The organism is Bradyrhizobium sp. SZCCHNS3052 (genome assembly GCF_032484495.1).
Classification (GTDB): Bacteria; Pseudomonadota; Alphaproteobacteria; order Rhizobiales; family Xanthobacteraceae; genus Bradyrhizobium.
Map to the genome: position 1 here is coordinate 167,948 of NZ_JAUETB010000012.1, position 22,920 is coordinate 190,867.

The following is a 22,920-nucleotide window of genomic DNA, read 5'->3' on the forward strand; positions in this document are numbered from 1 at the left end:
GCTGAGCCTTGCAGCTTCCATACGCATGAAATGTGGACGTGAGGTGAAGGTCTCACAGGCGTTGAATAGCGGGCAGCGGGTTTATCCTCATTCATGATTGATCGCCTCGGCAACTCTGTTGAGGCAATCTCATGACAGGCAAGATCAAACCAATCTCGATCTGTCTCGCGGGCGCCCGACCGCAAGGTACGACCGCCGTGCTTCCACGTCAGTTGCGCGAAACGGAAATGCAACGCCAGCGGTCGCCACGCCTCCATTAGACGTCCGTGTAGCAGCCAGTCCCCCGGCTTCCGTCGGGTTTGGTGAAGTGCGTGCGTGCATTCACGACACCGATGTCTCCAAGGACCCTGATCTGGATGTCGCTGCCGGAAATCTCGGTGACCGGCGACTTCCGGGCGACTTGCCGCAGGAAGCCGGCGCGGTCGAGGACGGTCCCGTCCGGGGATTACGGTGACGCTGGGATTACGGTGACGCTGCACCAAACAAAGCCCCCTCCGCCGCCCGTATCCCAGCTCTGCTGAAACTGCCCGTCGTGCCACTCTGCCGCACCCATTCCCCTTGTGCCGTCGGGCAAATCACCTGCACATTTCCGGCCGTCCCGTGCTCATCGAAGAGGGGCGTTCGCGAGTCGTCACGAGCGTTGGGTGTGGGATGCGATGGCCGGGTCGGAGTTGCAGCGCGCATTCGCGAGCGGACGAACAACTTCGATACGGACGGTGAAGTCGCGTGGTCCTGGCCTCCCGATGCTGAGGTCAAGCTCGCTGATGTGCGTCAGTGCATCGCGGGTGATGGGGGCAACAAAGCCCGGTCCCCAGGGAGAGCGCGTATAAATCGTAAGCCCATTGCGCAGGGAGGGCCGGGTGTGTTCGGCCAGACCTGTGGTACCTGCCGCCTGCATTTTTTTCCGCAGGCGGGCCACGGGCGCGGCCAGCGCCCGGCCTTCCCTGCGCCCTCGATTTCCGGAGAGGGCGGTGCTGCAGCAGAGCTCGGACGCAAATTGCGCCGCGAGGCCGATGACGCGCATCTGCGCGTGGCAAGTGGTCCCGAGGCGTCGCCGAAGATCATGTAGGGGGAAGAATGCCCTGGTGCTGCCGGACAGGATTGAACTGTCGACCTCTCCCTTACCAAGGGAGTGCTCTACCACTGAGCTACGGCAGCAAAGGGACTGGCGGGGACCGGCCCGAAAGCCGCGACCGAACGCGGGCGGTTCTTGCCACAAGGTCCCCGCCTGCGCAAGCGCGGCTCGCCTGGTTTTCCGGGAAAGACGTCCGCGTGATGCATCGAAAGGGAGCGAAAGACCTTCGAATCGGAGTGAAATCGCCCGTTCGCGGCGGATTCTCGCGGTTTGCCGCTCGAGGTGCCCAACTGGCCGCAGCCGCGGCGGCAACTCCCCATCCGGGCAGGCGACGGCCGGCCGGGCGGAACCTAGCGTCTGCGTCGCCAACGCCTCTTGGCTTTCGCACCTGCGGCCCCAATTGTGCCTCTGGTATGGGGTGACCGGGGGAAGGGATGACGGATAAGACCGGGAAGGCGGCGCCGAAGGGTGCGCGCGAGGAGCGGCTGAAGCAGGCGCTGCGCGAGAACCTGAAGCGGCGCAAGGCGCAGAGCCGCGAGCGCAGCCAGGCGGTGACGGTCGAGAAGGACGGCTTGGACGAGGCCGCTGCCGACGGCCGGGACGATTCGAAGCATTGAGCAGATGGCAGGCGGGGTGGGCGTGATGGCAGCGGATGAAGGGATGACGGCGGATGCGGCGGCACAACGGGCGGAGCTCGCGAAGACGCTGCCGCGCTTCGACCAGACTTTTCCGGAGCTGACGCCCCAGGAGATCGCGCGCCTGCGCGGCTTCGGCGAGATCCAGACCTATCGTGACGGCGAGCTGCTGTTCGAGACCGGCAAGCCCGGCCCCGGCATGTTCGTCATCCTCAAAGGCCATGTCGCGATCACCCAGCGTGACGGCCTCGGTCACGTCACCCCGGTGATCGACCAGGGGCCAGGGCAGTTTCTGGCCGAGATCGCCCAGCTCTCCGGCCGCGTCGCGCTGGTCGATGGCCATGCCGAGGGCGACGTCGAGGTCATCCTGATTCGCCCCGAACGGTTGCGCGCGCTGTTGATCGCCGAGGCCGAGCTCGGTGAGCGCATCATGCGGGCGCTGATCCTGCGCCGTGTGAATCTCATTCAGGGCGGCGCCGGCGGCCCGGTCATGATCGGGCCGCCGCAATCGGCGGCGATCGCGCGGCTGCAGAGCTTCCTCACCCGCAACGGCTTTCCGCACCATCTGCTCGATCCCGCCGTCGATCACGACGCCGCCGACCTGATCGCGCGCTATTCGCCGACCCCGGCCGAGCTGCCGCTGGTGGTGGTGTCCGACGGCAGCGTGCTGCGCAATCCCAGCGAGACCGAGCTGGCGCGTGCCGTCGGGATGATCGGCGGGCCGCGCGGCGAGAAGATCTACGATGTCGCGGTCGTCGGCTGCGGGCCGGCGGGCCTTGCCACGGCGGTGTATGGCGCCTCCGAAGGTCTTTCCGTCGCGGTGCTGGACTCGCGTGCGTTCGGCGGCCAGGCCGGCGCCAGCGCGCGCATCGAGAACTATTTCGGCTTCCCGACCGGCATCACCGGCCTCGCGCTGACCGCGCGCGCCTTCAACCAGGCGCAGAAGTTCGGCGCCGAGATCATGATCCCGGTGTCGGTCAATGCGCTCGACTGCGAGCGCAAGGCCGGCGCCTTCGTGCTGGCGCTCGAGGGCGGCGACGAGGTGCGGGCGCGCTCGGTGGTGGTCGCCAGCGGCGCGCGCTATCGCCGGCCTGATCTTGCCCGGCTCAAGGAGTTCGAGGGGCGCGGCGTGTGGTACTGGGCCTCGCCGATCGAGGCGCGGCTGTGCGCGGGGCAGGAGGTCGCCCTCGTCGGCGGCGGCAATTCCGCGGGGCAGGCCGCGGTGTTTCTGTCGGGGCACGTCAAGAAGGTGCGGATGATCATCCGTGGCGGCGGGTTGGCCGCGTCGATGTCGCGCTATCTCATCGAGCGCATCGAGGCGACGCCGAACATCGAGCTGTTGTTCAACACCGAGGTCGTCGCGCTCGATGGCGGGGCCGACACCGGCCTCGAACGCATCACCTTGAAGAGCCGGCTGTCCGGCGAAGAGACGCCGGCCGACATCAGCAATCTGTTTCTGTTCGTCGGCGCCGATCCCGCCACCGGCTGGCTCGACGGCTGCGGCATCACGCTCGACCGTGCCGGCTTCGTCGTCACCGGCGCGCAGTCGGAGCAGAATGCCGGGCGGATGGTGTCGCCGCTCGAGACCTCGGTGCCCGGCGTCTATGCGGTCGGCGACGTCCGCTCCGGCTCGGTCAAGCGCGTCGGCGGTGCGATCGGCGAGGGGGCCCAGGTCGTCGCCGCGCTGCACGGGTTTCTGGCCGATGCGCTGGTCCCGCCGGTCTGATTCGCGCCTTTCCGCCGCGGGGGCCGTACCGTCAGGGGATGAATTCCCGGCGGCTGCGACCTGCCGTTGCGAACTCATCAAATCGCCGTAATGTCGGTCCTGTTGCGCCGACCTTAGCCCAATTTCCCGGCCAGCCCAGCAGGACCAGCATGGATCGCATTCGCATCGTCGGCGGCAACCCGCTTCACGGCATCATCCCGATTTCGGGCGCGAAGAACGCTGCGCTGCCGCTGATGATCGCGGGTCTTTTGACGCCGGAGACGCTGATCCTGGACAACGTCCCCCGCCTCGCCGACGTCGCGCAGCTGCAGCGCATCCTCGGCAATCACGGCGTGGACATCATGGCCGTCGGCAAGCGTCCCGGTGACGGCCAGTATCAGGGCCAGACGCTGCAGATCTCGGCGGCCAACATCATCGACACCACGGCGCCCTATGAACTGGTGTCGCGGATGCGCGCCAGCTTCTGGGTGATCGCGCCGCTGCTCGCGCGCATGCACGAGGCGCGGGTGTCGTTGCCGGGCGGCTGCGCCATCGGCACGCGGCCGGTCGACCTCCTGATCATGGCACTGGAAAAGCTCGGCGCCAGCATCGAGATCGATGCCGGCTATGTCGTCGCCAAGGCGCCGGGCGGCCTGCGCGGCGGCACGATCGATTTTCCCAAGGTCACCGTCGGCGGCACCCATGTCGCGGTCATGGCCGCGAGCCTCGCCAAGGGCGCGACCGTCATCACCAACGCCGCCTGCGAGCCGGAGATCACCGATCTCGCCGACTGCCTCAACAAGATGGGCGCGCGCATCACCGGCGCCGGCACGCCACGCATCGAGATCGAGGGCGTGGCGTCGCTGCACGGCGCGCGTCACACCGTGCTGCCCGACCGCATCGAGGCCGGCACCTATGCGATCGCCGCGGCGATGACCGGCGGCGATGTCCGGCTCGCCGGCGCGCGGCCGGAGCTGTTGCAGTCCGCGCTCGACGTGCTGACCGAGGCCGGCGCCGAGATCTCGAGCGACGCCGAGGGCATCCGTGTCGTCAGAAACGGCCACGGCATCCGCCCGGTGCAGGTGACGACCGCGCCGTTCCCCGGTTTTCCGACCGACCTGCAGGCCCAGCTGATGGCGCTGATGGTCTGCGCGCAGGGCGCCTCGGCAATCACCGAGACCATCTTCGAGAACCGATTCATGCATGTGCAGGAACTCGCACGGTTCGGCGCGCGTATCAGTCTCGACGGCGAGACCGCGCGGATCGAGGGCACCTCTCATTTGCGCGGCGCGCCCGTGATGGCGACCGATCTGCGCGCCTCGGTGTCGCTGGTCATTGCCGGGCTTGCTGCGGAAGGCGAAACCATGATCAATCGCGTCTACCATCTCGATCGCGGCTTCGAGCGGCTGGAGGACAAGCTGAAGGCCTGCGGCGCCACGATCGAGCGCATCCGCGAGTGAAGGCGCTGCCAAGAGGATGAGACCGTGACCGACCGGCTCAAACTGATCGCGCTCGATGCCGACGATCTCGCCGTCATCTCCGCCCATGTACAGGACGCGCGGGTGCAGGCGGCCGACATCATCTGGCGCCAGGCCGAGAAGCGGCTGGTGATCGGCATGAACCGGCTCGACTGGGATCAGGCGCTGCATGGCGAGAGCGAGCCGCGCCGGCTGCTCGCGGCGTTGCGGTTCGACCGGGTGCTGGCCTGCAAGTCGCGCCGCATCGACCTCGCCGCGCCCGCGGCCGTGCTGGAGCTGATCGGCATCGAATTCCATGCCGGCGCCGAGCCGCCCGCCGGCAGCGCGCTGCTGCTGTTCTCCCACGGCGGCGCATTACGGCTCGATGTCGAATGTCTGGAATGCGAGCTGACCGATCTTGGCGAGGACGATCTCGGCACCAGCGATATCGATGGCGGTCCGCCGCTGACCGGGTAGGCGCCGGTTCAAAGGGTTGACGGCCCCGCGCTGCCGCGCCATTGAGCAGGGGGTCGGGGGCAGCCACCCCTTCGGAAAGTGCCAGAGATGCCCATTCGCCTGTCCCGCGCCAGCACCGATTTCGACACTCAGTTTCGGCAGTTTCTCGCCGCCAAGCGCGAGACCTCCGCCGACGTCGAAGCCGCCGCCCGCGCCATCGTCGACGACGTCGCCCGGCGCGGCGATGCGGCGCTGCTCGAGGCGACGCGCAAGTTCGACCGGCTGGAGCTCGATGCCTCCTCGCTGCGCGTGACGGCCGCCGAGATCGAGGCCGCCTTCAAGGCCTGTGACGCCGCGACCTTGGATGCGCTGAAATTCGCCCGCGACCGCATCGAGGCCTTTCATCTCAAGCAGCTGCCGCAGGACCGGCGCTTCACCGACGAAGCCGGCGTCGAGCTCGGCTGGCGCTGGAGCGCGATCGAATCCGCCGGTCTTTATGTGCCCGGCGGCACCGCAGCCTATCCGTCCTCGGTGCTGATGAATGCCATTCCCGCCAAGGTCGCCGGCGTCGGCCGGCTCGTGATGGTGGTGCCGGCGCCGGACGGCAGGCTCAATCCGCTGGTGCTGGCCGCCGCCCATCTCGGCGGCGTCTCCGAGATCTACCGCGTCGGCGGCGCCCAGGCCGTGGCCGCGCTGGCGCATGGCACCGCGACGATCGCCCCGGTCGCCAAGATCGTCGGCCCGGGCAATGCCTATGTCGCGGCCGCCAAGCGGCTGGTGTTCGGCAAGGTCGGCATCGACATGATCGCCGGCCCCTCCGAGGTGCTGGTGATCGCCGACAACAGCGGCAATGCCGACTGGATCGCCGCCGATCTGCTCGCCCAGGCCGAGCATGACGCCAGCGCGCAATCGATCCTGATCACCGACAGCCGCCGCCTCGCCGATGATGTCGCCCGCGCCGTCGAGGGCCAGCTCAAGACCCTGCCGCGTACCGCGATCGCCGGCGCGTCGTGGGCCGATTTCGGCGCGATCATCGAGGTCGAGCATCTCGACCAGGCCGTGCCGCTGGCGGACGCCATCGCCGCCGAGCATCTGGAGATCATGACGGCCGACCCAGACGCGTTCGCGGCCCGTGTCCGCAATGCCGGCGCCATCTTCCTGGGCGCGCACACGCCGGAAGCGATCGGCGACTATGTCGGCGGCTCCAATCACGTGCTGCCGACCGCGCGCTCGGCGCGGTTCTCCTCAGGTCTCGGCGTGCTCGACTTCATGAAGCGCACGTCGCTGTTGAAATGCGGCCCCGAGCAGTTGCGCGCGCTGGGGCCAGCGGCGATGACACTGGGCAAGGCCGAGGGTCTCGACGCCCATTCACGCTCCGTGGGAATACGCCTCAATCTGCCATGACCCAGCACCCGCCAGGCGACGACCGGACCAATCGCATCGTGGCGGTGACGCTCGACGAGGAGTCGATCGGCCGCTCCGGTCCGGACATCGAGCATGAGCGGGCGATCGCGATCTACGACCTCGTCGAGGAGAACCTGTTCGCGCCCGAGGGCGCCGACGGCGCCGGTCCCTTCACCCTGCATCTCGGTATCACCGCCAACCGGCTGATGTTCGACATCCGCAAGGAGGACGGCACGCCGGTGGTGACGCATCTGTTGTCGCTGTCGCCGTTCCGGCGGATCGTGAAGGACTACTTCATGATCTGCGACAGCTACTACCAGGCGATCCGCACCGCGACCCCCGACAAGATCGAGGCCATCGACATGGGCCGGCGCGGCATCCACGACGAGGGCTCGCGCACCTTGCAGGAGCGGCTGAAGGGCAAGGTGCGGGTCGATTTCGAGACCTCGCGCCGGCTGTTCACTTTGATCACGGTGCTGCACTGGAAGGGCGAGGGCCAGTGATGCCGCGGGCCGCCACGCGCGCGTCCCAGCTTTCGGCCAAGGGCGCCTAGGCGCATGGCCGAGGGGCCGCCGCGCGCGCGCCAGCCGCAGGCGGTGCTGTTCGCCTGCGGCCAGAACAGCGTGCGCTCGCCGATGGCCGAGAGCCTGCTGCGCCAGATGTATCCGCAGGCGCTCTATGTCCGCTCCGCCGGCGTCAAGAAGGGTGAGCTCGACCCGTTCGCGGTGTCGGTGATGGCCGAGCTCGGCCAGGACATCTCGCAGCACAAGCCGACCACCTTCGAGGAGCTCGAGGATTGGGAGGGGCTGAATTTCGACCTCATCATCACCCTCTCGCCCGAGGCCCATCACAAGGCCCTGGAGCTGACCCGCACCATCGCCGCCGACGTCGAATACTGGCCGACGCCCGACCCGACCGGCACCGACGGCAATCGCGAGCAGAAGCTCGCGGCCTATCGCGAGGTCTGCGACGGGCTGTTCACGCGGATCCGCAAGCGTTTCGGCAAGCCCGGTCCGGCGGGCTTGTAGGTTCCCGGTTCCACCGCAGGTGTCATCGAACCGAAATACCAACGTCGTCCCCCGCTCAAATTCGCGCCGTAGAGCAGGCTCGTTGCAGCCTTGTCGCAGCCTTCGGGTTGTGGAATGGCAGCCCTTCCGATAGGTTCCGCGCGCACGCCCCGCCGCTTCCGAATCCCCCAGCGAAATCAGCATGCTCGGCCGTCCCAAAATCGTTCTTGCATCCGGCTCGCCGCGGCGTCTGGCGCTGCTCAACCAGGCCGGCATCGAGCCCGACGCGCTGCGCCCGGCCGACGTCGACGAGACGCCGAAGCGTGGCGAGCTGCCGCGCGCCTGCGCCAACCGGCTGGCCCGCGCCAAGGCCGATGCCGCGCTCAAATCCGTCCAGCTCGACGACGAGCTGCGCGGCGCCTTCATCATCTCCGCCGACACGGTGGTCGCGGTCGGCCGCCGCATCCTGCCGAAGGCCAATCTGGTCGACGAGGCCTCGCAGTGCCTGCGGCTGCTGTCCGGCCGCAACCATCGCGTCTACACCGCAATCACCCTGGTGACGCCGAAGGAGGCGTTCCGCCAGCGCCTGGTCGAGACCCGCGTCCGCTTCAAGCGGCTCAGCGAGGACGACATCCAGGCCTATATCGGCTCCGGCGAATGGCGGGGGAAGGCCGGCGGCTACGCCGTGCAGGGCATCGCCGGCTCGTTCGTGGTCAAGATGGTCGGCTCCTACACCAACGTCGTCGGCCTGCCGCTCTACGAGACCACGACGCTCCTCGCCGGCGAGGGGTTTCCGATCCGCTTCGGCTGGCTCAACACCGTCGGCGTCTGACGCCATCCTTGAGGAGGTGCATCGCGCGTCGCGGGCGCCTAGATAGCGGCCATGTCCCAAGAATCGACCCGTTCGACCAGCTCCCCATCCGCCGCCTCCGCCAAGCCCGCCGGCCGCTGTCCGATCTGCCGCCGGCCCGCAGCCGAGGCCGTCCGCCCATTCTGCTCGCCGCGCTGCCGCGACGTCGACCTGCATCGCTGGCTCAGCGGCTCCTATGTCATCCCGGCCACCGAGGGCGACGAGGACGACGTCGAATAGGGCCGTGTTTTCATGGCTTTGCCCCGGCGGAGCTGGCCGTCCGGCGGCGGCCCCGGGGCCTTCCGCGCAACTGCGAAAGGAATGTGAAAACTTCGCCTCAGGGCGGTAGACAGCGCCGCCTGCTCTGACTATAACCCGCCGGCTCGCCGGGCTTTTTTGCCCTTCACGAGACCTGCCCAGGTAGCTCAGTTGGTAGAGCATGCGACTGAAAATCGCAGTGTCGGTGGTTCGATTCCGCCCCTGGGCACCATCCCCCTTCCGGCCCCGTTCTTTTTCGTCCGCGATCGTTCGCCGATTGGCGAAAACCGTCCTGAAATCAGGCTCTTCGTGCTAGGATGGTGCTCGAAACGGTTCGCGACCGTTCGGGAGCATCCGGCGTTTTCGGGTACACTGTGGGTACACTGGGAAGGCCGGGTACACTGGAGCGTCGCTCGATCGCGGGGGGCCTTCCCATGGATGAGCTTAGCGACACCAAACTCCGCAATGCCTCCCCAGCGGAAAAGGAATACGCGCTTGCCGACGGCCAGGGCCTCAGCCTCGTGGTCCGGCCCAATGGGACCAAGCTCTGGCTCTACCGCTATCGCTACGCCGGTAGGCGCAAGAACATGTCGTTTGGGACCTTTCCCGGCGTCGGGCTGAAGGCCGCGCGCGACAAGCGCCACGAAGCCGAAAAGCTGCTTGACCAGGGGCAGGACCCAGTCGCTGTGCGGGAGGCGAGGCGCCGCGAAGACGACAAGCTCAAGCACACCTTTCGGGCGGTCGGCGAGGAATGGGCAACCACAAAGCTAGAGAAAGAGAACAAGGCCAAGGCGACGATCAAGCGCGAGCGATGGAATCTCGATCAGCTCAATCGCGAGATTGGCGACCGGCCGCTCTGTGAGATTGGCCCGCCCGAGCTGCTGACCGCTTTGCGCCGCGTCGAAGCTCGCGGCCGGTTCTACACCGTCGGGCGCCTACGATCGACGGCCTCGCGGGTATTCCAGTTTGGAGTTGGCGCCGCCTATTGTGAGAGCGACCCAACCCGCGACTTGAAACACGCTCTGACCAAGGCACCCAAAGGCAACCCGCGCCCCGCTCTGACCGATCCCGAAGACGTCGGCGATCTGATGCGCCGGATCGAGGTCTATGACGCCAAGAGCGGCGGACTGGTCCGCTACGCGCTCAAGCTGATTGCCTTGACCATGGTGCGCCCTGGCGAGCTGCGGCTGGCCGAGTGGGCAGAGTTCGACGAGAAGAATTGCATCTGGGTGATCCCCGCTGAAAAGATGAAGATGCGCGATGATCACGAAGTGCCGCTGTCCCGCCAGGCACTGGCCATTCTGGCCGAGTTGCGTCCTTTGACCGGCCGCGGCCGTTACTTGTTTTCGCACGACGACGATGTACCGATGTCTGACAACACGATCAACAAGGCATTGCGGATCATGGGCTACGATACCGGCCCCGGTGGCGACCATTGCGCGCACGGCTTCCGCTCCAGCGCCTCAACCTTGCTCAATGAAGAAGGCGCATTCGACGGCGATGTGGTCGAAGCTCAACTCGCCCACGAAACAGATGAGAAGAAGAGGCGTCGCCGCGACGAGGTGGTGCGGCGCCAGCTTGCAAAGGGCGACAAGAACAAAATCCGCGGAATCTACAACCGGGCAGCCTATTGGAGCGAGCGCGTGCGATTGATGCAGCATTGGGCTGATCGCCTCGACCACTTGCGCAAGAGAGCTACCCAGCCGCTGCGCAAGTCAGCCTAGATCATCGCGCGCGATTCAACGCGGGGCAGCGAGGCATGATACTCATCGATGCTGTCGAGATCGATGAGTGTCTTGCCTCCCATCTTGTAGGCCCTGATCTGCTCCCTCGCGATCAGCTCATAGGCTTTTGTCTTGCCAAATTTGCCGTAGCGGCACCCGTCTTTGAAATGGACGAGGCGGCGCTGCCTGATATCATCGTTTTCAATCATGCTCATCGAGGTGCTTCGATCGCCCGGCTGGCAGTTGGCTGAGGCGACCCTGCAAGCTTGGCTGCTCTGGACTCGCAGGAGGGGACCTTCGCTCAAGGCAGTTAGGATGCCGCAGCGTGTCGATGGAAGGGCTCCAGAGCCTCAGTGCGTGTTTCGGATACAATTTCGTAGAAGCGAGTTTCAACCGGACAGGTCGAAAACGGGCTGACTGCCAGATCGCGACGCGTGTTCACCTGTGCCTCGACGGACCAGCAGTTGGACACCTTCCGGACGGAAGGAAAACGCTTTAAAAATGTCGCTCTCTCACGATCGGCAGTCAACATGATCGAAGCTGCGCCGGGGCAGACGGAGGCGAACCGACCGGTACCTGCCAGCCACCGGAAGCTCTCCTTCTCCTCAATCGGCGCAGACGGGCCGCCCGCTGGTTTGGCGATCCAGGAAGATGCCATCTATCACCCCAAGGATCGTTCCATCCTTCTCATCCAGAGACATGACAGCGTGCAGATATTCACCCCGACCGCCGTGCGAGCGCAGCCCAGTCGTGTCCTGGAGCGCCAGAACATGACGGCCCGGGCAACGTTCGGCCGTCCCTGCGGCTACCTCCGTCAGCATCTCAGCGCTGCTGACCGCCTCTTTGCGCAGAAGCGGCGTCAGGCGAACCTTTCCGGCCCGCGTGCCGCCTAACCGGCGCACCCGCAACCTCCGCCTCCCAAACGCAACGAGGCGCCCAGAAGAAAGGCGCCCCTATTCCACGCGACGCTCGTCAAACCGTCCCAGCCGAGCTCAATGCTATCCTGCTCCGCAACAAGACGCCACGGAATCAGACGCCTTTCCCTTATTCAGCATCGATGTGTGAATACGGTAGCCTTCGCCGGTGAGGTGCACCAACAATGGGCGCTTCACAAAACTGCATGTGAGTGCGCCCCTCGGGATCGCGGCGATTACTCCCGCCCGGGAAAATCGGGATACGGGCAGTCCTTGTCGGAGCAGGTGTAGAGGCGCTCCATCGTGAGCACGGCGCCGCACCGCGGGCAGATCTCTCCGATGGTTTGGCGCCTAGGAGGGATATAGTCATCCGGCTTATCGTCGCGGCCGCTTACCCAAGGTTGCGATATTTCCAGCGTGGTGAGCGCGCCGGGACGCGAACCCAGGATTCCGTGAGAAAAAATCATGTGCTCAGCTGGATAAAGCATGTCCATGTCGAGACAACCGCGAGTCTGTGCAGATAATAAAAGCTACCTTTACGGTATGATTCGCGGTTTGTCAGTAGTGGTGTTGTGGGCGGGAAAGACGGAGCACATGGCCGTGTAACGGATTTATGGGGTCGATCGCCGGAGGCACTCGCGTTCGGGGCTGCCGCTTTCGCTGCACCGCTATCACTGCCCAAGCGCGGGTGCCTTCTTAACCGGTCTCACGACTGCACTCGGCCCCGGGGCCACCGCTGACGCGGTGGCCGCAATGCTGCCCCGCCTGCGGGTGCGTTCTCTGCCTTCGCTCCGCTGCGGTCTCATTGTTCATAACGTGCGAGCTGGCTAGTTATCAGTGAGCAAGGGCCGAACTTGCGCTAGCTGGGACATGATTGAGGGAAACTACGCGCCCTTACACTCAGCGCATCATTTTGCCGGTTCGGGATAAATGTCTCTGAATTTCTTGGGACATCACGCAGATCTGGTCCGCCGCGGAGATGCGCTTCGTCGTCGCGACCTGAGGCTGGGACAAAGGTCTCTTTTTTCGCCGACGCTGTTGAACGGTTCAGTCTCGTCGATCAGGTGTTCGACCACGATGTGGACGATTCGGCTGGCGCGATTGATTCTGCAACCGCAGTAAATTGCAGATCTTGGGTGCCTTGTTGACCCGAATCCGCTAGGTGTCGTCAGATGGCTGGGCTCTTCTCCCGGCGCCCTCAGTGATACGCGAGCCGAAATCTTTGCCTTCAGTCCTTCGTGTTCCCCGCAGCTCTGTGCAGCGGAAGACGACTGCACCAAAATCCACCCCCGCACCGAAGAAGCCGTCTCCACGCAAGAAGATCTTGGGTGCGCCTAAAAAGGCAGCGGCTGCGAGGCTTGCCGTATCCTCCGCATCGCCACTGGGACTTTTGGCACTGCACCTCGTAGAACGGTGGCAAGGGGCTGGTCGAAGCGGCCTCGTGTTTCTCGCCGAGAACGAGCGCAGAGCCGAGCGGTTAGCGTCCATCATTCTGGTTCTCGAGCCGGCGTGTGATGTGCTCGTTTATCCACGACTGGACACCTTGCCATTCGATCTGCTCGAGCCGTCCCGTGACATCGCCGGCAGGCGAAGTTCTGTGTTGAGGCGTCTTGCGCGCGCAAAGAGGCCGATCCTGCTGATCACGACCGTGGAGGCGCTGATGGAGCGCCTTCCGCTGCCGGCGGACTGGTCGGGGATCGGCATGCTGCTGCGGGTCGGCGACGCCTATTCTGAACGGCAGTTCGAATCGCGCTTTGGTGCGCTCGGATATGACCTGGATGACAGCCCGGACTATCCCGGCGGGGTGCTGTTTCACGGAAACACGTTCGAGATCTTTCCTGCCGGCGCGCGCGGCCCGTTCAGGGTCGAGCATTCCGGGGGCAGGATACGGCGGATTGCCGCCTTCAATCCGTTGAATCAGGAGGTGATCTCCGAGCTCAAGCAGCTTCAGATCGATCCGATGTCCGAGCGGCTTGCGTTCAAGGAACGAGCTCGGAACAAAGCCACTCTGTTCGATTACTGCACGCGAGCCAAGTGGATTGCCGATGCGGAGGTCCCCAAGCACGCGGACACATGGCTGAGCACGATCGAGGACGCGGCTTCCCGCGCTGAGCGTGATCGTGCGTATGTGAGCCGTCGCGAATGGGACCAAGCGGCGAAGAGCATCGCTCTGCTGTCGACGACAGCGCCATACCGAGCAACGCCGGAGTTCTTCAAGGAAGCCGCGCCCCGAAAGACGCTGCGCGCTTTTGTCGAGGAAGCCCAGCGTCGCGACGCGCGTCTCGTGTTTGCTGCTGCGGTCGAGGCGGATCTGCGGCTGATGGCCGCGATGAGCGGGGTCAAAGCCGAATGCGCCGCTGATTGGGCGCAGGCAACCGCCAGGGGCCGGAGAGAAACGGCGTTGCTGGCCGGCTTCGACGCCGGCTTTGTCATTCCCGGGCGGAAACCAATTGTCGTCATCACCGCGTCCGACGTTTTCGGCAGCAGGGCGCATCAGCCGCAGCCCACGAATTGGGCCTGGACGCCTGGCTTCGAAGCCGTGGACCTGCCCGAGCTTGGATCGGTGGTCGTTCATCTGCAACGTGGACTGGCCCGGCTTGGCGGATTGCGGTCGATGGGCAGTGCCGGAGTCTCTGCTCGTGAGATGGCTCGGCTGGTGTTTGCCGAGAATGATGCCATTCTGGTGCCTCTTGCGGAGTTGGCCTTGATCTGGCCCTACGCGGCTGAGCTCGGCGACACCTCTCTCGACAAGGCCGATGGCAGCTCATGGCGGCCGCGGCGCGCCGCGGCCGAGACCGAGATCCATGTCGTCGCCAAGGAGGTCGCAAAGCAGATGAGCCAGCGCCGGCGGCGGCCGGCCCCGAAGCTTGTGCCGCGGCCTGCGAGCTATGAGAAATTCGTCGCGCGGTTTCCGTATTTCACCACCCCGGACCAGGCCAAGGCCATCCGCGACGTTCTCGATGATCTCGCGTCGGGGCACCCGATGGACCGCATCGTCTGCGGCGATGTCGGCTTCGGCAAGACCGAGGTCGCGTTGCGCGCCGCTGCGGCTGCCGTCCTGGCGGGAAAGCAGGTTGCAATCGTCGTTCCGACCACGGTGTTGGCGCGACAGCATGTCGAGACGTTCCGCAAACGCTTTGCGACGCTCGGCATCGACGTCGGAAACCTGTCACGGATTGCGTCGACGGCCGAGGCGCGCAAGGTGCGCGAAGGATTGAAGAGCGGTGAGCTCAAAGTCGTCGTCGGGACACTGTCGCTGGCCGCCAAGGAGATCAAGTTTGCCGATCTTGGCCTGATCATCATCGACGAAGAGCAGCATTTCGGTGCGGCTGACAAGGCCATGCTGTCCGGTCTCAACAAGAACGGTCATAGGCTCTGGATGAGCGCGACGCCCATCCCACGCACGCTCGCCGCGGGCTTGACCGGCCTGCGGGATCTCAGCGTGATTGCGACGCCGCCGGTTCATCGTGTTCCGGTCGTGACCAAGGTTGCGCCGCTTTCCGACATTGGGATCGCCGCTGCCCTGGTGCGCGAGCAGCGACGCAACGGCCAGAGTTTCGTGATCTGCCCGAGGATTCAGGATCTGGATCCGATGCTGGCCCGGATCCACGCGTCGGCGCCCGAGCTTCGGATCATTGCGATTCACGGCAGGTTGCCTACAGACGAGATCGACGAAAGGCTGATGAAATTCGTCGAAGGCAATGCGGACGTCTTGCTCGCGACCAATATCGTCGAAAGCGGTCTCGATATCCCGCGGGCCAACACCATCGTCGTATGCTGGCCTGAAAAATTTGGCCTGGCGCAGCTGCATCAGCTCCGCGGTCGGGTAGGGCGGGGCGGCATTCGCGCGTTCGCGCATTTCCTTACGGCGGGCGGTTCCGACCGGTCGGAGAAGCGGCTGTCCGTTCTCGAGGAGCTGAACCGCCCGGGTGCCGGCTTTGCGATCAGCGCGCGTGATCTCGACCTGCGCGGCGGCGGCGACATGCTGTCGGATCGGCAGTCCGGCCACGTGCAGGTGTTCGGCCCGACACTCTATGGCCATCTGCTGACCCTGGCGCTCGAGGGCGACCGCGAAGGGATGTCCGCTCTTTGGGTTCCGGAGCTGAACCTCCCCATCGCCGAGCTGCTTCCGTCGGATTATGTGCAGTCGGAGGCGCTCAGGCTCGAGATCTACGCGCGCGCCGCGCGGTGCCGAACGGATGACGAACTCGAAGAACTCGAGGACGAAACGCAACGCCGCTTCGGCACTCTGCCACCGGCGGCCTGCGACTTTTTCGCTGTGGCCAGGCTCAGGGTGAATTGCAGGGAGCGCGGGATCATGCGTCTCGATGTCGGGCCAGAGGCGATTGCGGCCATGCTGCTTCCGGGGCGGATTGGAAAATCGTGCTCACGCCTGCTGCAGCGTGATGGCAATCGGCTCATCTATGCCGAGCGCGGCGGCGAGCCTCCCTTACGAAGGATCGAACGGTTTCTGGACCTCCTGGACGAATAGCGGATGATACGCGAGTCCATTTGTGGCGTTACCTGATAGACAAGGCGCCCTGCGGATTCCAAGAAGAAACTATCTGAGGGGAAAACATGACTGGGCTTTCTGGGGTCTTCTTGCTGAAGGGGGAGGACGCTCTGGTCGCGATGGAACCAGGCCAGTTTGCGACCGAAGACGACTTCCAGCGCTTGCTGGCTCGATTTCCGGAGTTGCTTGTTGGCGATCAGATCGATCCGCAGAGCCCAAGGCGATGGCTCCTCGTAAAGCGTGAGCAGCCGATCTCGACGGGGGAGGCGAGCGCGTCTCTATGGTCGATCGACCACGTGTTCATCGACCAGGATGGCATCCTGACCTTGGTGGAGATTAAGCGGCAGAGCGATAGCCGTCTCCGGCGGGAGTTCATTGGTCAAATGCTGGACTACGCGGCCAGCTGTGCATCTTACTGGTCAGTAGAGGGGCTGCAATCCTCTCTGGACAAGACCTGCCTGGAGCAGGGCCTTACGTCGGAGGCTGCGCTTCGAGAGCTGCTCGGCACCGAGGCCAGTATCAACGAATTCTGGGAACGGGTCGGCACAAATCTTCAAGCTGAAAAGATTCGGCTCATTTTCCTTGCCGACGTGATACCCGTCGAATTGCGCCGTGTCGTGGAATTCCTCAACAGACAGATGAATCCTGTGGAAGTGCTGGCGGTCGAGCTGCGTCAGTTCGTCAACAAGGATCTAAAGACGATCGTACCAACGATCTACGGACAGAACCAGGCCATGACCCGAAAACGTCTGGGGGGCGTGACGAGGTGGAATGAACAAACCTTGTTCGAGAAGCTGTCCCGGACCGTCGGGCCCGATGAGCTGGATGTTGCGAGGGAAATCTTTGCATGGATGGCCAAGGGAGGCAAACGTCCCCTCGTCTTTGGGACAGGAAAGGAGAATGGCTCGGTCTATCCGGTATTCAAACCAGGCGGGGTGCTGATCAATCCAACATATCTGTCGTCGGACGGAAAGCTATGGCTCCAATTTGGGGCCCTCGAGAACAAGCCGATATTCGGATCGATGGATGCTCGACGCAAGCTGCTGGAGCGTTTCAACGCAATCAAGGGGGCGGACCTTCGCGAAGCTGATCTCTCGAAATACCCGTCAATTTCATTGAGGACGATCGTACAGGACCCTGCGGGCAGAGCCAGCTTGATAGCGGCCTTGAAATGGATGGAGGAACAAATCTACCCATCCAACGAGCTTGCCGAGCTGGGATGACAAGCCTCGCGCTTGGGCGCCGCAAAGCCGACCTCGTGCTCGAGACGGCATGTCGGGGGGCATTCCGCCAACACGCGGAAGCGGCCTCCGTCGGTCAAGTTTACGATCACCTCAGCGATCTAGGTCTCGGTCTGATTGACCGAGACGAGCGATGGCAGGGAGCAACTGCTGTAGAAGGACCGTGCATTCTTCGAGGTCACGGGACATGGCGACAACCGGCGGCCATACCGAGGGGCGTATTCTCACGACGGGCACGCAGACTTGTCAGCGGCGCGGAATTGGCGTCTGCTTGTTTGGACAACCCGTCGGAGGCGTGATCAGTGTCAAACGCACTCGTCGTCCGTGAGACCCACCTCCCCCGATCCCTCGATGGGCGCGCAGCGCAATATGTCCGCATGTCCACGGACTATCAGCGGTACTCAATCCAAAATCAGGCTGCAGCGATCGCGGCTTACGCGCATGCCCATGGACTTGCGATCGTCAAGACCTATGCTGACCATGGTGAGAGCGGTCTCAAAATCAAGAACAGGCCGGGACTTGCCAAGCTGATCGAGGATGTCAGCAATGGACGCGCCGAGTTCAACCACATCCTCGTCTACGACATCAGCCGGTGGGGGCGGTTCCAGGACGCCGACGAAGCTGCACACTACGAGTTTATCTGCAAGCAAGCCGGGATCAGTGTCAACTATTGCGCCGAGCAGTTCGACAACGATGGCAGCATGCTCTCTAACATCGTCAAGAACCTCAAAAGGGTCATGGCCGCCGAATACAGCCGTGAACTGTCGGTCAAGGTGCATACGGGTATTTGCCGCTTTGTTGGACTTGGATTTTTGCCCGGCGGGCCCATTGGCTACGGCCTTGAACGCGTTCTGGTCGACGAGCGCCTTCAGCCGAAGAGGATCATGGGAAAGGGAGAACGGAAATATCTTCAGACCGATCATATTCGTCTGCGGCCTGGCGATGCACACGAGGTCGCCATTGTGAGGCGGATCTTCGCTCGGTTCCTTCAGGTGAAGTCCGAGAAGGCCATCGCAAAGGAATTCAATCGCAACCGGGTATGGTGCCGAGGGAAGCCCTGGAGAGCTCCCACGATCAGCCGCATGCTGCGAAACGAAAGTTACGTCGGCAATCTGGTCTATAACCGGCAGTCAAGCAAGCTGGGCGGTGAGCGTATCAACAATCCCCCGAACCTATGGGTCCGTGCTGAACGTTGCTTTGAACCTATCGTTGCGAATGACGTCTTTCTTGCTGTTCAGAAAATCATGAAAGAGAGGCGCGTCGACATCAGTGAAGAGGAGATGCTGCTCCGTCTGAAGAAGACATTGAAGAAGGAGGGGCGTCTCACCCCGACGATCATCAACGCAACGGCCGAGCTCCCGTCCGCCCGAACCTTTGTTGATCATTTCGGGACTTTGCGAAATGCCTACAGGCTGATTGGATATCAGTCGCAGCGACGCTGTGAGTACATGGACATCCGTCAGGAGTGGGTTGAGCCACTCTCAGCTCTCGCCGTACGCCTTTGCCAAAGGATGGAAAAAGAAGGATGCAGCGCAAACCTTCACAGCGTGAAAAGCCGTTGGATCAACGTCGGTGTTCCCGAGCAGCATCTGATTGTTGACAAGAAGTGGCAGATCTATTTTCGGGTGGCTTACTGGACGGCTGGAGCGCGGCCGGGATTTTCTCCCTTTTGGACGGTCTCGTGTCGGCGTCTACCGGTCGGGTGGATCGTAGCAATCCGGCTAGATGAACATAATAGGGCCATTCTCGACTACGTCCTGATGCCAACGGTTCCGAACGACAGCAACATGATCAGATTCCGTGAGAATGGGCGTGCCGACCATGGCGTCGCCTACTTCAAGACGGAAAGTGAACTTACCCGGGCGCTGGTCCGCCTGCTTACCAAGGACAGGCGTGTCGTGCGAACAATGCAGCGACAGCGGTCCCGATCAGTGAAAACATCCCGATCCGCCGACAAGGGCGCTGGCGCACGGCTTCGATAGAGCGCAAGTAGAGATACGCTCCAAGGAACGGTCCGTAGTTGCGTCGGAAATCGCCGTTCATTTTGGAGATTTGAACAAGGTCGGATGCCGGATCTGATTGTTCGGCCATCACTGTCTCCCGAGTTGAGCCAGCACCTTATTAACCACTGATTTGCCCGACGGCGCAAGGCAAAATTCCGTTTAGGCGAAATCGGTTCGACGGTTACGGCTGCCCAGGTGAGGCGATCTGCTCCGAACCCGCGCGGGCCGCCTCCTCCGGAGCAAAGCGAATGCGGACTGCCCGGTAGACGGTTGGTGCGCTCATGGCTCTCCTAGAGGAAGAGTGCAGGCCGAGTTGGCCGTGACGGGTTGGAAGCGGCGAGAGAGTTTTGCCGCGCCCGTCGCGGAGATCCGCGATGCAGGAACGGAGAGTTGGAGCGCATGCCGGTGAGGGCCGGGCGAGCCTCTATGAGGAGATCACGAGCAACATCATCAGCGAGCTGGAGGCCGGCCGCGTGCCCTGGATCCAGCCATGGGGAAGGCAAGCTGCGAAAGCTCAGCTTGCCTTGCCCGGTAATGCCGCGACCGGGCGATCGTACTCAGGGATCAACGTTCTGATACTTTGGGGAGCGGTGATCGAGCGCGGGTTTCGCGGCCAGAGCTGGCTGACGTTTCGACAGGCTTTGTCTCTAGGCGGCCATGTCCGCAAGGGCGAACGCGGTGTCACGGTCGTCTATGCCGATCGCTTCGTCCCATCCGACGAACGGCGGCGTGCGCGCGAAACCGGCGATGAGGCGCACGCCGTTCCGTTTCTGAAGCGCTTTACTGTCTTCAACACCGACCAATGCTCGGCTCTGCCGGACGATATCGCGACCACGGCACCGCCGGCGCCGGCCGGTGCTATCCAGCCCGCCGTGGAGTCGTTGATTAAGAACAGTGGCGTCGACTTCCGGATTGGCGGTGACCGGGCTTTCTATGCTCCGGTCGAGGACTTCGTGCAGGTCCCGCCGCCTGCGGCGTTCTTCGAGCCGATCAACTGGCACCGCACAGCCTTGCATGAGCTCGCGCATGCCAGCGGTCATGCCTCCCGGCTCAAGCGTGATTTGTCGGGGCGGTTCGGCAGCCGCGAATACGCCTTCGAGGAGTTGATCGCCGAGATAGCATCCGCCTTCAGCTGCGCGGCGCTTGGCATCGTGCCGACCCTGCGCCACGCGGACTATATCGGCTTCTGGCTCGATGTCCTGCGCGAGGACAATCGCGCTATCGTCCGGGCGGCGAGCCAGGCAAGCCGCGTGGCCGACTATCTCCTCGGCTTCGCACCTGGTGCGGCTGGCGGCACTGAGGCGATCGGACCGGATTGCACCGCTGCCTGAGCTTGCTCAACGAGGAGGAGAGGAAGAGGGCGAGAGGTGCTCTGCGAGGGGTGAAGGCCTGAGAGAGAGGCTCCGGGCTACCCTTCGCGGAGAACCAAGAGATGACCAAAGCCGCCCAGAAGATCACGCTGTCGCCGTCGCGTGACATCCCCTTCAACAAGCTGGTGCTGAGCCAATCCAACGTACGCCGCGTCAAGGACGGCGTTTCCATCGAACAGTTGGCGGAGAGCATCGCCGAGCGGACGCTGCTGCAAAGCCTCAACGTTCGGGCCGTCCTCGATGCTGACGGCAAGGAGACCGGGATGTTCGAGGTGCCGGCGGGCGGCCGCCGCTACCGTGCCCTCGAACTCCTCGTCAAGCAGAAGCGGATGGCGAAAACGCAAGCTGTGCCTTGCGTGGTGCGCGATTCCGGTTCCGCCCTGGACGACTCGCTCGCCGAGAACGACCAGCGTGTCGGTCTGCATCCCCTGGATCAATTTCAGGCGTTCCAGGCCCTGCGTGACGGCGGCATGGGAGAGGAGGAGATCGCGGCGCGGCACTTCGTGACCGTTGCGGTCGTCAAGCAGCGGCTGCGGCTGGCCGCGGTCTCGCCGGCGCTTCTGGACGTGTATGCCGCCGACGGCATGACCCTGGAGCAGCTGATGGCGTTTTCGGTGACGTCGGATCATGCACGCCAACAGGAGGTCTGGGACAAGGTCAGCCGTTCCGGCGGCGATTCGCCCTACCAGATCCGGCGGCAACTCACCGAGCAGACGGTTCGGGCGTTCGACCGCAGGGTCCAGTTCATAGGGCTGGCTGCCTACGAGATGGCCGGTGGCGCTGTGCTGCGGGATCTGTTCGAGGCCGACGATGGCGGCTGGCTCCACGATGTCGCGCTGTTGGACCGGCTCGTGGCGGAGAAGCTGAAGGCGGAGGCGGAGCGGATTGGCCTTGAGGGCTGGAAGTGGATCGCGGCCGCCGTGGACTTCCCTTTCGGGCATACTCATGGCTTGCGCGAGCTTCACGGGCAGCCGGCAGAGCTCACCGCCGACGAGCGGGCGACCATGGAAGCGCTGCGGACTGAGCAGGCCAGGCTCGAGGCCGAACACGGTCAGGCCGATGAACTGCCTGAGGATGTCGATCAGCGTCTCGGTGAGATCGAGGCGGCGCTGCAGTCCTTTGACGAACGGCCGATGATCTTCGATGCAGCCGAGATGGCGCGCGCTGGCGCGTTCGTCAGCATCGACTCGGAAGGCCGACTGCGCGTCGCCCGCGGTTTCGTCCGACCCGAGGATGAGGCCGTGGTGTCGGAAGATGAGCCGGAGACCGAAGCTGGTCACGACAGGGACACTGCGACCGCCATTCCGGATATGGAGGGCGGGGTGCCGGCGGCGAGAATCGTCATCGGTCACGGCGAGCAGGAAGCGCCCGCCGACGCGGAGGATGTCGAGCGGCCGCTGCCCGACCGGTTGATCAGCGAGCTCTCGGCGTATCGCACGCTCGCCCTTCGTGAGGCACTCGGCCGAGAGCCATCCATCGCCTTCCAGGCGGTGCTGCACACCTTCGTGCTCGCGGCCTTCTATCCCTACGGGTCAGTCCTCAACTGCCTGGAGATCTCGCTGCGCACCCCGAGCTTCCCGGCGCAGCCACCGGGCCTGCAGGACAGCGCTCCGGCAAAGGCGATCGTCGCGCGTCACGCGGCCTGGAAGGCGAAGCTGCCGGCCAACGGCAAGGACCTCTGGGCAGCGTTGACGACGATGGACGGAGCGGCCCAGGCAGAGCTGTTCGCCCATTGCGCCGCGCAGGCGGTGAACGCGATCTTTGAGCCGGCCAACCGCCTGCATCAAGGCCGCCTGTCCGCCCATGGCGTCCGCGGGCGCCTCGAACAGGCCGACCATCTGTCGCGCGCCGTCGGGCTCGACATGATCAGCGCCGGCTGGAAGCCCACCGTCGACACCTATCTCGGTCGCGTCACCAAGCACCGCATCCTGCGGGCCGTGCGAGAAGCGAAGGGCGAAGCGTCGGCGCAGCTCATCGAGCATCTGAGGAAGCCGGACATGGCGCGTGAAGCCGAGCGGTTGCTTGAAGGCAGTCGCTGGTTGCCCGAGCCGCTGCGTGGCGCGGATGCCGAGGTAACGCAGGCGGTCGATGGCGTCGATTCCGCTAGCCTGCCGGCGTTCCTCAGTGAGGATGAGGAGGCGACGGAAGGCGCTGACGACGTGGAGGAGATAGTTGCCGCGGAATGATCAGCTTGCCTTCGCGGCCGATCCCAACCTGAAGAAACCGAAGTGCAAGCCCGGTCAGATCGGCCGGGCTTTTTTCATGGAGGTCACTGTCGCGTCGAGCAGCTCGAGAGTGAGAGAGGCGG

Annotated in this window: 19 protein-coding genes, 2 tRNA genes and 1 pseudogene; 18 read left to right on the forward strand and 4 right to left on the reverse strand. The window is 64.3% G+C overall.

The features are described 5' to 3' along the window. Positions 1-256: 256 nt before the first annotated feature. Positions 257-430 (reverse strand): annotated as a pseudogene (locus QX073_RS34475) (nuclear transport factor 2 family protein); the annotation flags it as partial. Between the two features lie 432 nt (positions 431-862). Between QX073_RS34475 and QX073_RS28485 the strand changes: the two are divergent. Then, positions 863-1,069, forward strand: a complete 207-nt coding sequence (locus tag QX073_RS28485) for a hypothetical protein (RefSeq protein ID WP_316165561.1) — start codon at positions 863-865, stop codon at positions 1,067-1,069. Positions 1,070-1,083: 14 nt separating this feature from the next. Here the strand turns inward: QX073_RS28485 and QX073_RS28490 are convergent. After that, a tRNA-Thr gene (locus QX073_RS28490) sits at positions 1,084-1,158 on the reverse strand. 351 nt (positions 1,159-1,509) lie between these two features. Between QX073_RS28490 and QX073_RS28495 the strand changes: the two genes are divergently transcribed. The 11 genes from QX073_RS28495 (at position 1,510) to QX073_RS28545 (ending at position 10,571) form a co-directional block, all read left to right on the forward strand. Next, entirely contained in the window at positions 1,510-1,692 is a 183-nt protein-coding gene (locus QX073_RS28495; RefSeq protein WP_316165560.1) for a hypothetical protein, read from the forward strand. A gap of 43 nt (positions 1,693-1,735) precedes the next feature. Then, entirely contained in the window at positions 1,736-3,436 is a 1,701-nt protein-coding gene (locus QX073_RS28500) for an FAD-dependent oxidoreductase (protein ID WP_410052261.1), read from the forward strand. A gap of 149 nt (positions 3,437-3,585) precedes the next feature. After that, positions 3,586-4,875 carry a UDP-N-acetylglucosamine 1-carboxyvinyltransferase gene (gene murA, locus QX073_RS28505; RefSeq protein ID WP_316226730.1) on the forward strand — a complete coding sequence of 430 codons (1,290 nt, stop codon included), beginning with the start codon at positions 3,586-3,588 and terminating at the stop codon, positions 4,873-4,875. 24 nt (positions 4,876-4,899) lie between these two features. Beyond that, entirely contained in the window at positions 4,900-5,349 is a 450-nt protein-coding gene (locus QX073_RS28510) for a DUF2948 family protein (RefSeq protein WP_316187846.1), read from the forward strand. 87 nt (positions 5,350-5,436) lie between these two features. After that, complete coding sequence (gene hisD / locus QX073_RS28515) at positions 5,437-6,732, forward strand: histidinol dehydrogenase (RefSeq protein ID WP_316226731.1); 1,296 nt, start codon at positions 5,437-5,439, stop codon at positions 6,730-6,732. Continuing rightward, positions 6,729-7,235: a UPF0262 family protein gene (locus tag QX073_RS28520; protein WP_315717869.1), complete on the forward strand. Its 507-nt coding sequence runs from the start codon at positions 6,729-6,731 to the stop codon at positions 7,233-7,235. The genes hisD and QX073_RS28520 overlap by 4 nt, the downstream gene beginning before the upstream one ends. Positions 7,236-7,289: 54 nt before the next feature. Continuing rightward, the gene (locus QX073_RS28525) at positions 7,290-7,760 is read left to right on the forward strand and encodes an arsenate reductase ArsC (protein WP_315717868.1); all 471 of its coding nucleotides are present in this window, start codon (positions 7,290-7,292) and stop codon (positions 7,758-7,760) included. Between the two features lie 181 nt (positions 7,761-7,941). Further along, positions 7,942-8,571, forward strand: a complete 630-nt coding sequence (locus QX073_RS28530) for a Maf-like protein (RefSeq protein ID WP_006613056.1) — start codon at positions 7,942-7,944, stop codon at positions 8,569-8,571. A 51-nt stretch (positions 8,572-8,622) separates the two neighbouring features. Then, positions 8,623-8,829 (forward strand): DNA gyrase inhibitor YacG, encoded by a 207-nt coding sequence (yacG, locus tag QX073_RS28535; protein WP_315717867.1) that lies wholly within the window; start codon positions 8,623-8,625, stop codon positions 8,827-8,829. 174 nt (positions 8,830-9,003) lie between these two features. After that, positions 9,004-9,079: transfer RNA gene (locus QX073_RS28540), tRNA-Phe, on the forward strand. Positions 9,080-9,281: 202 nt separating this feature from the next. Beyond that, complete coding sequence (locus tag QX073_RS28545; protein WP_316200614.1) at positions 9,282-10,571, forward strand: tyrosine-type recombinase/integrase; 1,290 nt, start codon at positions 9,282-9,284, stop codon at positions 10,569-10,571. Here the strand turns inward: QX073_RS28545 and QX073_RS28550 are convergent. Further along, the gene (locus QX073_RS28550; protein ID WP_316200615.1) at positions 10,568-10,786 is read right to left on the reverse strand and encodes a hypothetical protein; all 219 of its coding nucleotides are present in this window, start codon (positions 10,784-10,786) and stop codon (positions 10,568-10,570) included. The two genes, QX073_RS28545 and QX073_RS28550, sit on opposite strands and share 4 nt — an antisense overlap. Before the next feature lie 249 nt (positions 10,787-11,035). On the opposite strand from QX073_RS28550, the gene QX073_RS28555 reads away from it, so the two are divergent. Then, the gene (locus QX073_RS28555; RefSeq protein ID WP_316200616.1) at positions 11,036-11,464 is read left to right on the forward strand and encodes a hypothetical protein; all 429 of its coding nucleotides are present in this window, start codon (positions 11,036-11,038) and stop codon (positions 11,462-11,464) included. Positions 11,465-11,721: 257 nt separating this feature from the next. Here QX073_RS28555 and QX073_RS28560 read toward each other — a convergent pair whose 3' ends face one another. Continuing rightward, positions 11,722-11,979 carry a hypothetical protein gene (locus QX073_RS28560; RefSeq protein WP_316200617.1) on the reverse strand — a complete coding sequence of 86 codons (258 nt, stop codon included), beginning with the start codon at positions 11,977-11,979 and terminating at the stop codon, positions 11,722-11,724. Positions 11,980-12,926: 947 nt separating this feature from the next. Here QX073_RS28560 and QX073_RS28565 point away from each other — a divergent pair. The 5 genes from QX073_RS28565 to QX073_RS28585 all read left to right on the forward strand — a co-directional run bounded on the left by QX073_RS28565 (position 12,927) and on the right by QX073_RS28585 (position 22,798). Continuing rightward, a complete protein-coding gene (locus QX073_RS28565; RefSeq protein WP_316226732.1) occupies positions 12,927-15,977 on the forward strand; it encodes a DEAD/DEAH box helicase in 3,051 nt (1,016 codons plus the stop codon). 86 nt (positions 15,978-16,063) lie between these two features. Next, positions 16,064-17,221, forward strand: coding sequence for a hypothetical protein (locus tag QX073_RS28570; RefSeq protein WP_315770019.1), 1,158 nt, complete (start codon positions 16,064-16,066; stop codon positions 17,219-17,221). 320 nt (positions 17,222-17,541) lie between these two features. Then, positions 17,542-19,221, forward strand: a complete 1,680-nt coding sequence (locus QX073_RS28575; RefSeq protein ID WP_315718530.1) for a recombinase family protein — start codon at positions 17,542-17,544, stop codon at positions 19,219-19,221. Between the two features lie 395 nt (positions 19,222-19,616). Then, positions 19,617-20,573, forward strand: a complete 957-nt coding sequence (locus tag QX073_RS28580) for an ArdC family protein (protein WP_315718531.1) — start codon at positions 19,617-19,619, stop codon at positions 20,571-20,573. A 101-nt stretch (positions 20,574-20,674) separates the two neighbouring features. After that, entirely contained in the window at positions 20,675-22,798 is a 2,124-nt protein-coding gene (locus QX073_RS28585; protein ID WP_315718532.1) for a ParB/RepB/Spo0J family partition protein, read from the forward strand. Positions 22,799-22,920: the final 122 nt, after the last annotated feature.

Coding starts and splice junctions, on each gene's coding strand:
- QX073_RS28495 (WP_316165560.1), top strand. CDS start 1,510: ATGACGGATAAGACCGGGAAGGCGGCGCCGAAGGGTGCGCGCGAGGAG.
- QX073_RS28500 (WP_410052261.1), top strand. CDS start 1,736: ATGACGGCGGATGCGGCGGCACAACGGGCGGAGCTCGCGAAGACGCTG.
- murA (WP_316226730.1), top strand. CDS start 3,586: ATGGATCGCATTCGCATCGTCGGCGGCAACCCGCTTCACGGCATCATC.
- hisD (WP_316226731.1), top strand. CDS start 5,437: ATGCCCATTCGCCTGTCCCGCGCCAGCACCGATTTCGACACTCAGTTT.
- QX073_RS28520 (WP_315717869.1), top strand. CDS start 6,729: ATGACCCAGCACCCGCCAGGCGACGACCGGACCAATCGCATCGTGGCG.
- QX073_RS28525 (WP_315717868.1), top strand. CDS start 7,290: ATGGCCGAGGGGCCGCCGCGCGCGCGCCAGCCGCAGGCGGTGCTGTTC.
- QX073_RS28530 (WP_006613056.1), top strand. CDS start 7,942: ATGCTCGGCCGTCCCAAAATCGTTCTTGCATCCGGCTCGCCGCGGCGT.
- yacG (WP_315717867.1), top strand. CDS start 8,623: ATGTCCCAAGAATCGACCCGTTCGACCAGCTCCCCATCCGCCGCCTCC.
- QX073_RS28545 (WP_316200614.1), top strand. CDS start 9,282: ATGGATGAGCTTAGCGACACCAAACTCCGCAATGCCTCCCCAGCGGAA.
- QX073_RS28550 (WP_316200615.1), bottom strand. CDS start 10,786: ATGAGCATGATTGAAAACGATGATATCAGGCAGCGCCGCCTCGTCCAT.
- QX073_RS28560 (WP_316200617.1), bottom strand. CDS start 11,979: ATGGACATGCTTTATCCAGCTGAGCACATGATTTTTTCTCACGGAATC.
- QX073_RS28570 (WP_315770019.1), top strand. CDS start 16,064: ATGACTGGGCTTTCTGGGGTCTTCTTGCTGAAGGGGGAGGACGCTCTG.
- QX073_RS28580 (WP_315718531.1), top strand. CDS start 19,617: ATGCAGGAACGGAGAGTTGGAGCGCATGCCGGTGAGGGCCGGGCGAGC.
- QX073_RS28585 (WP_315718532.1), top strand. CDS start 20,675: ATGACCAAAGCCGCCCAGAAGATCACGCTGTCGCCGTCGCGTGACATC.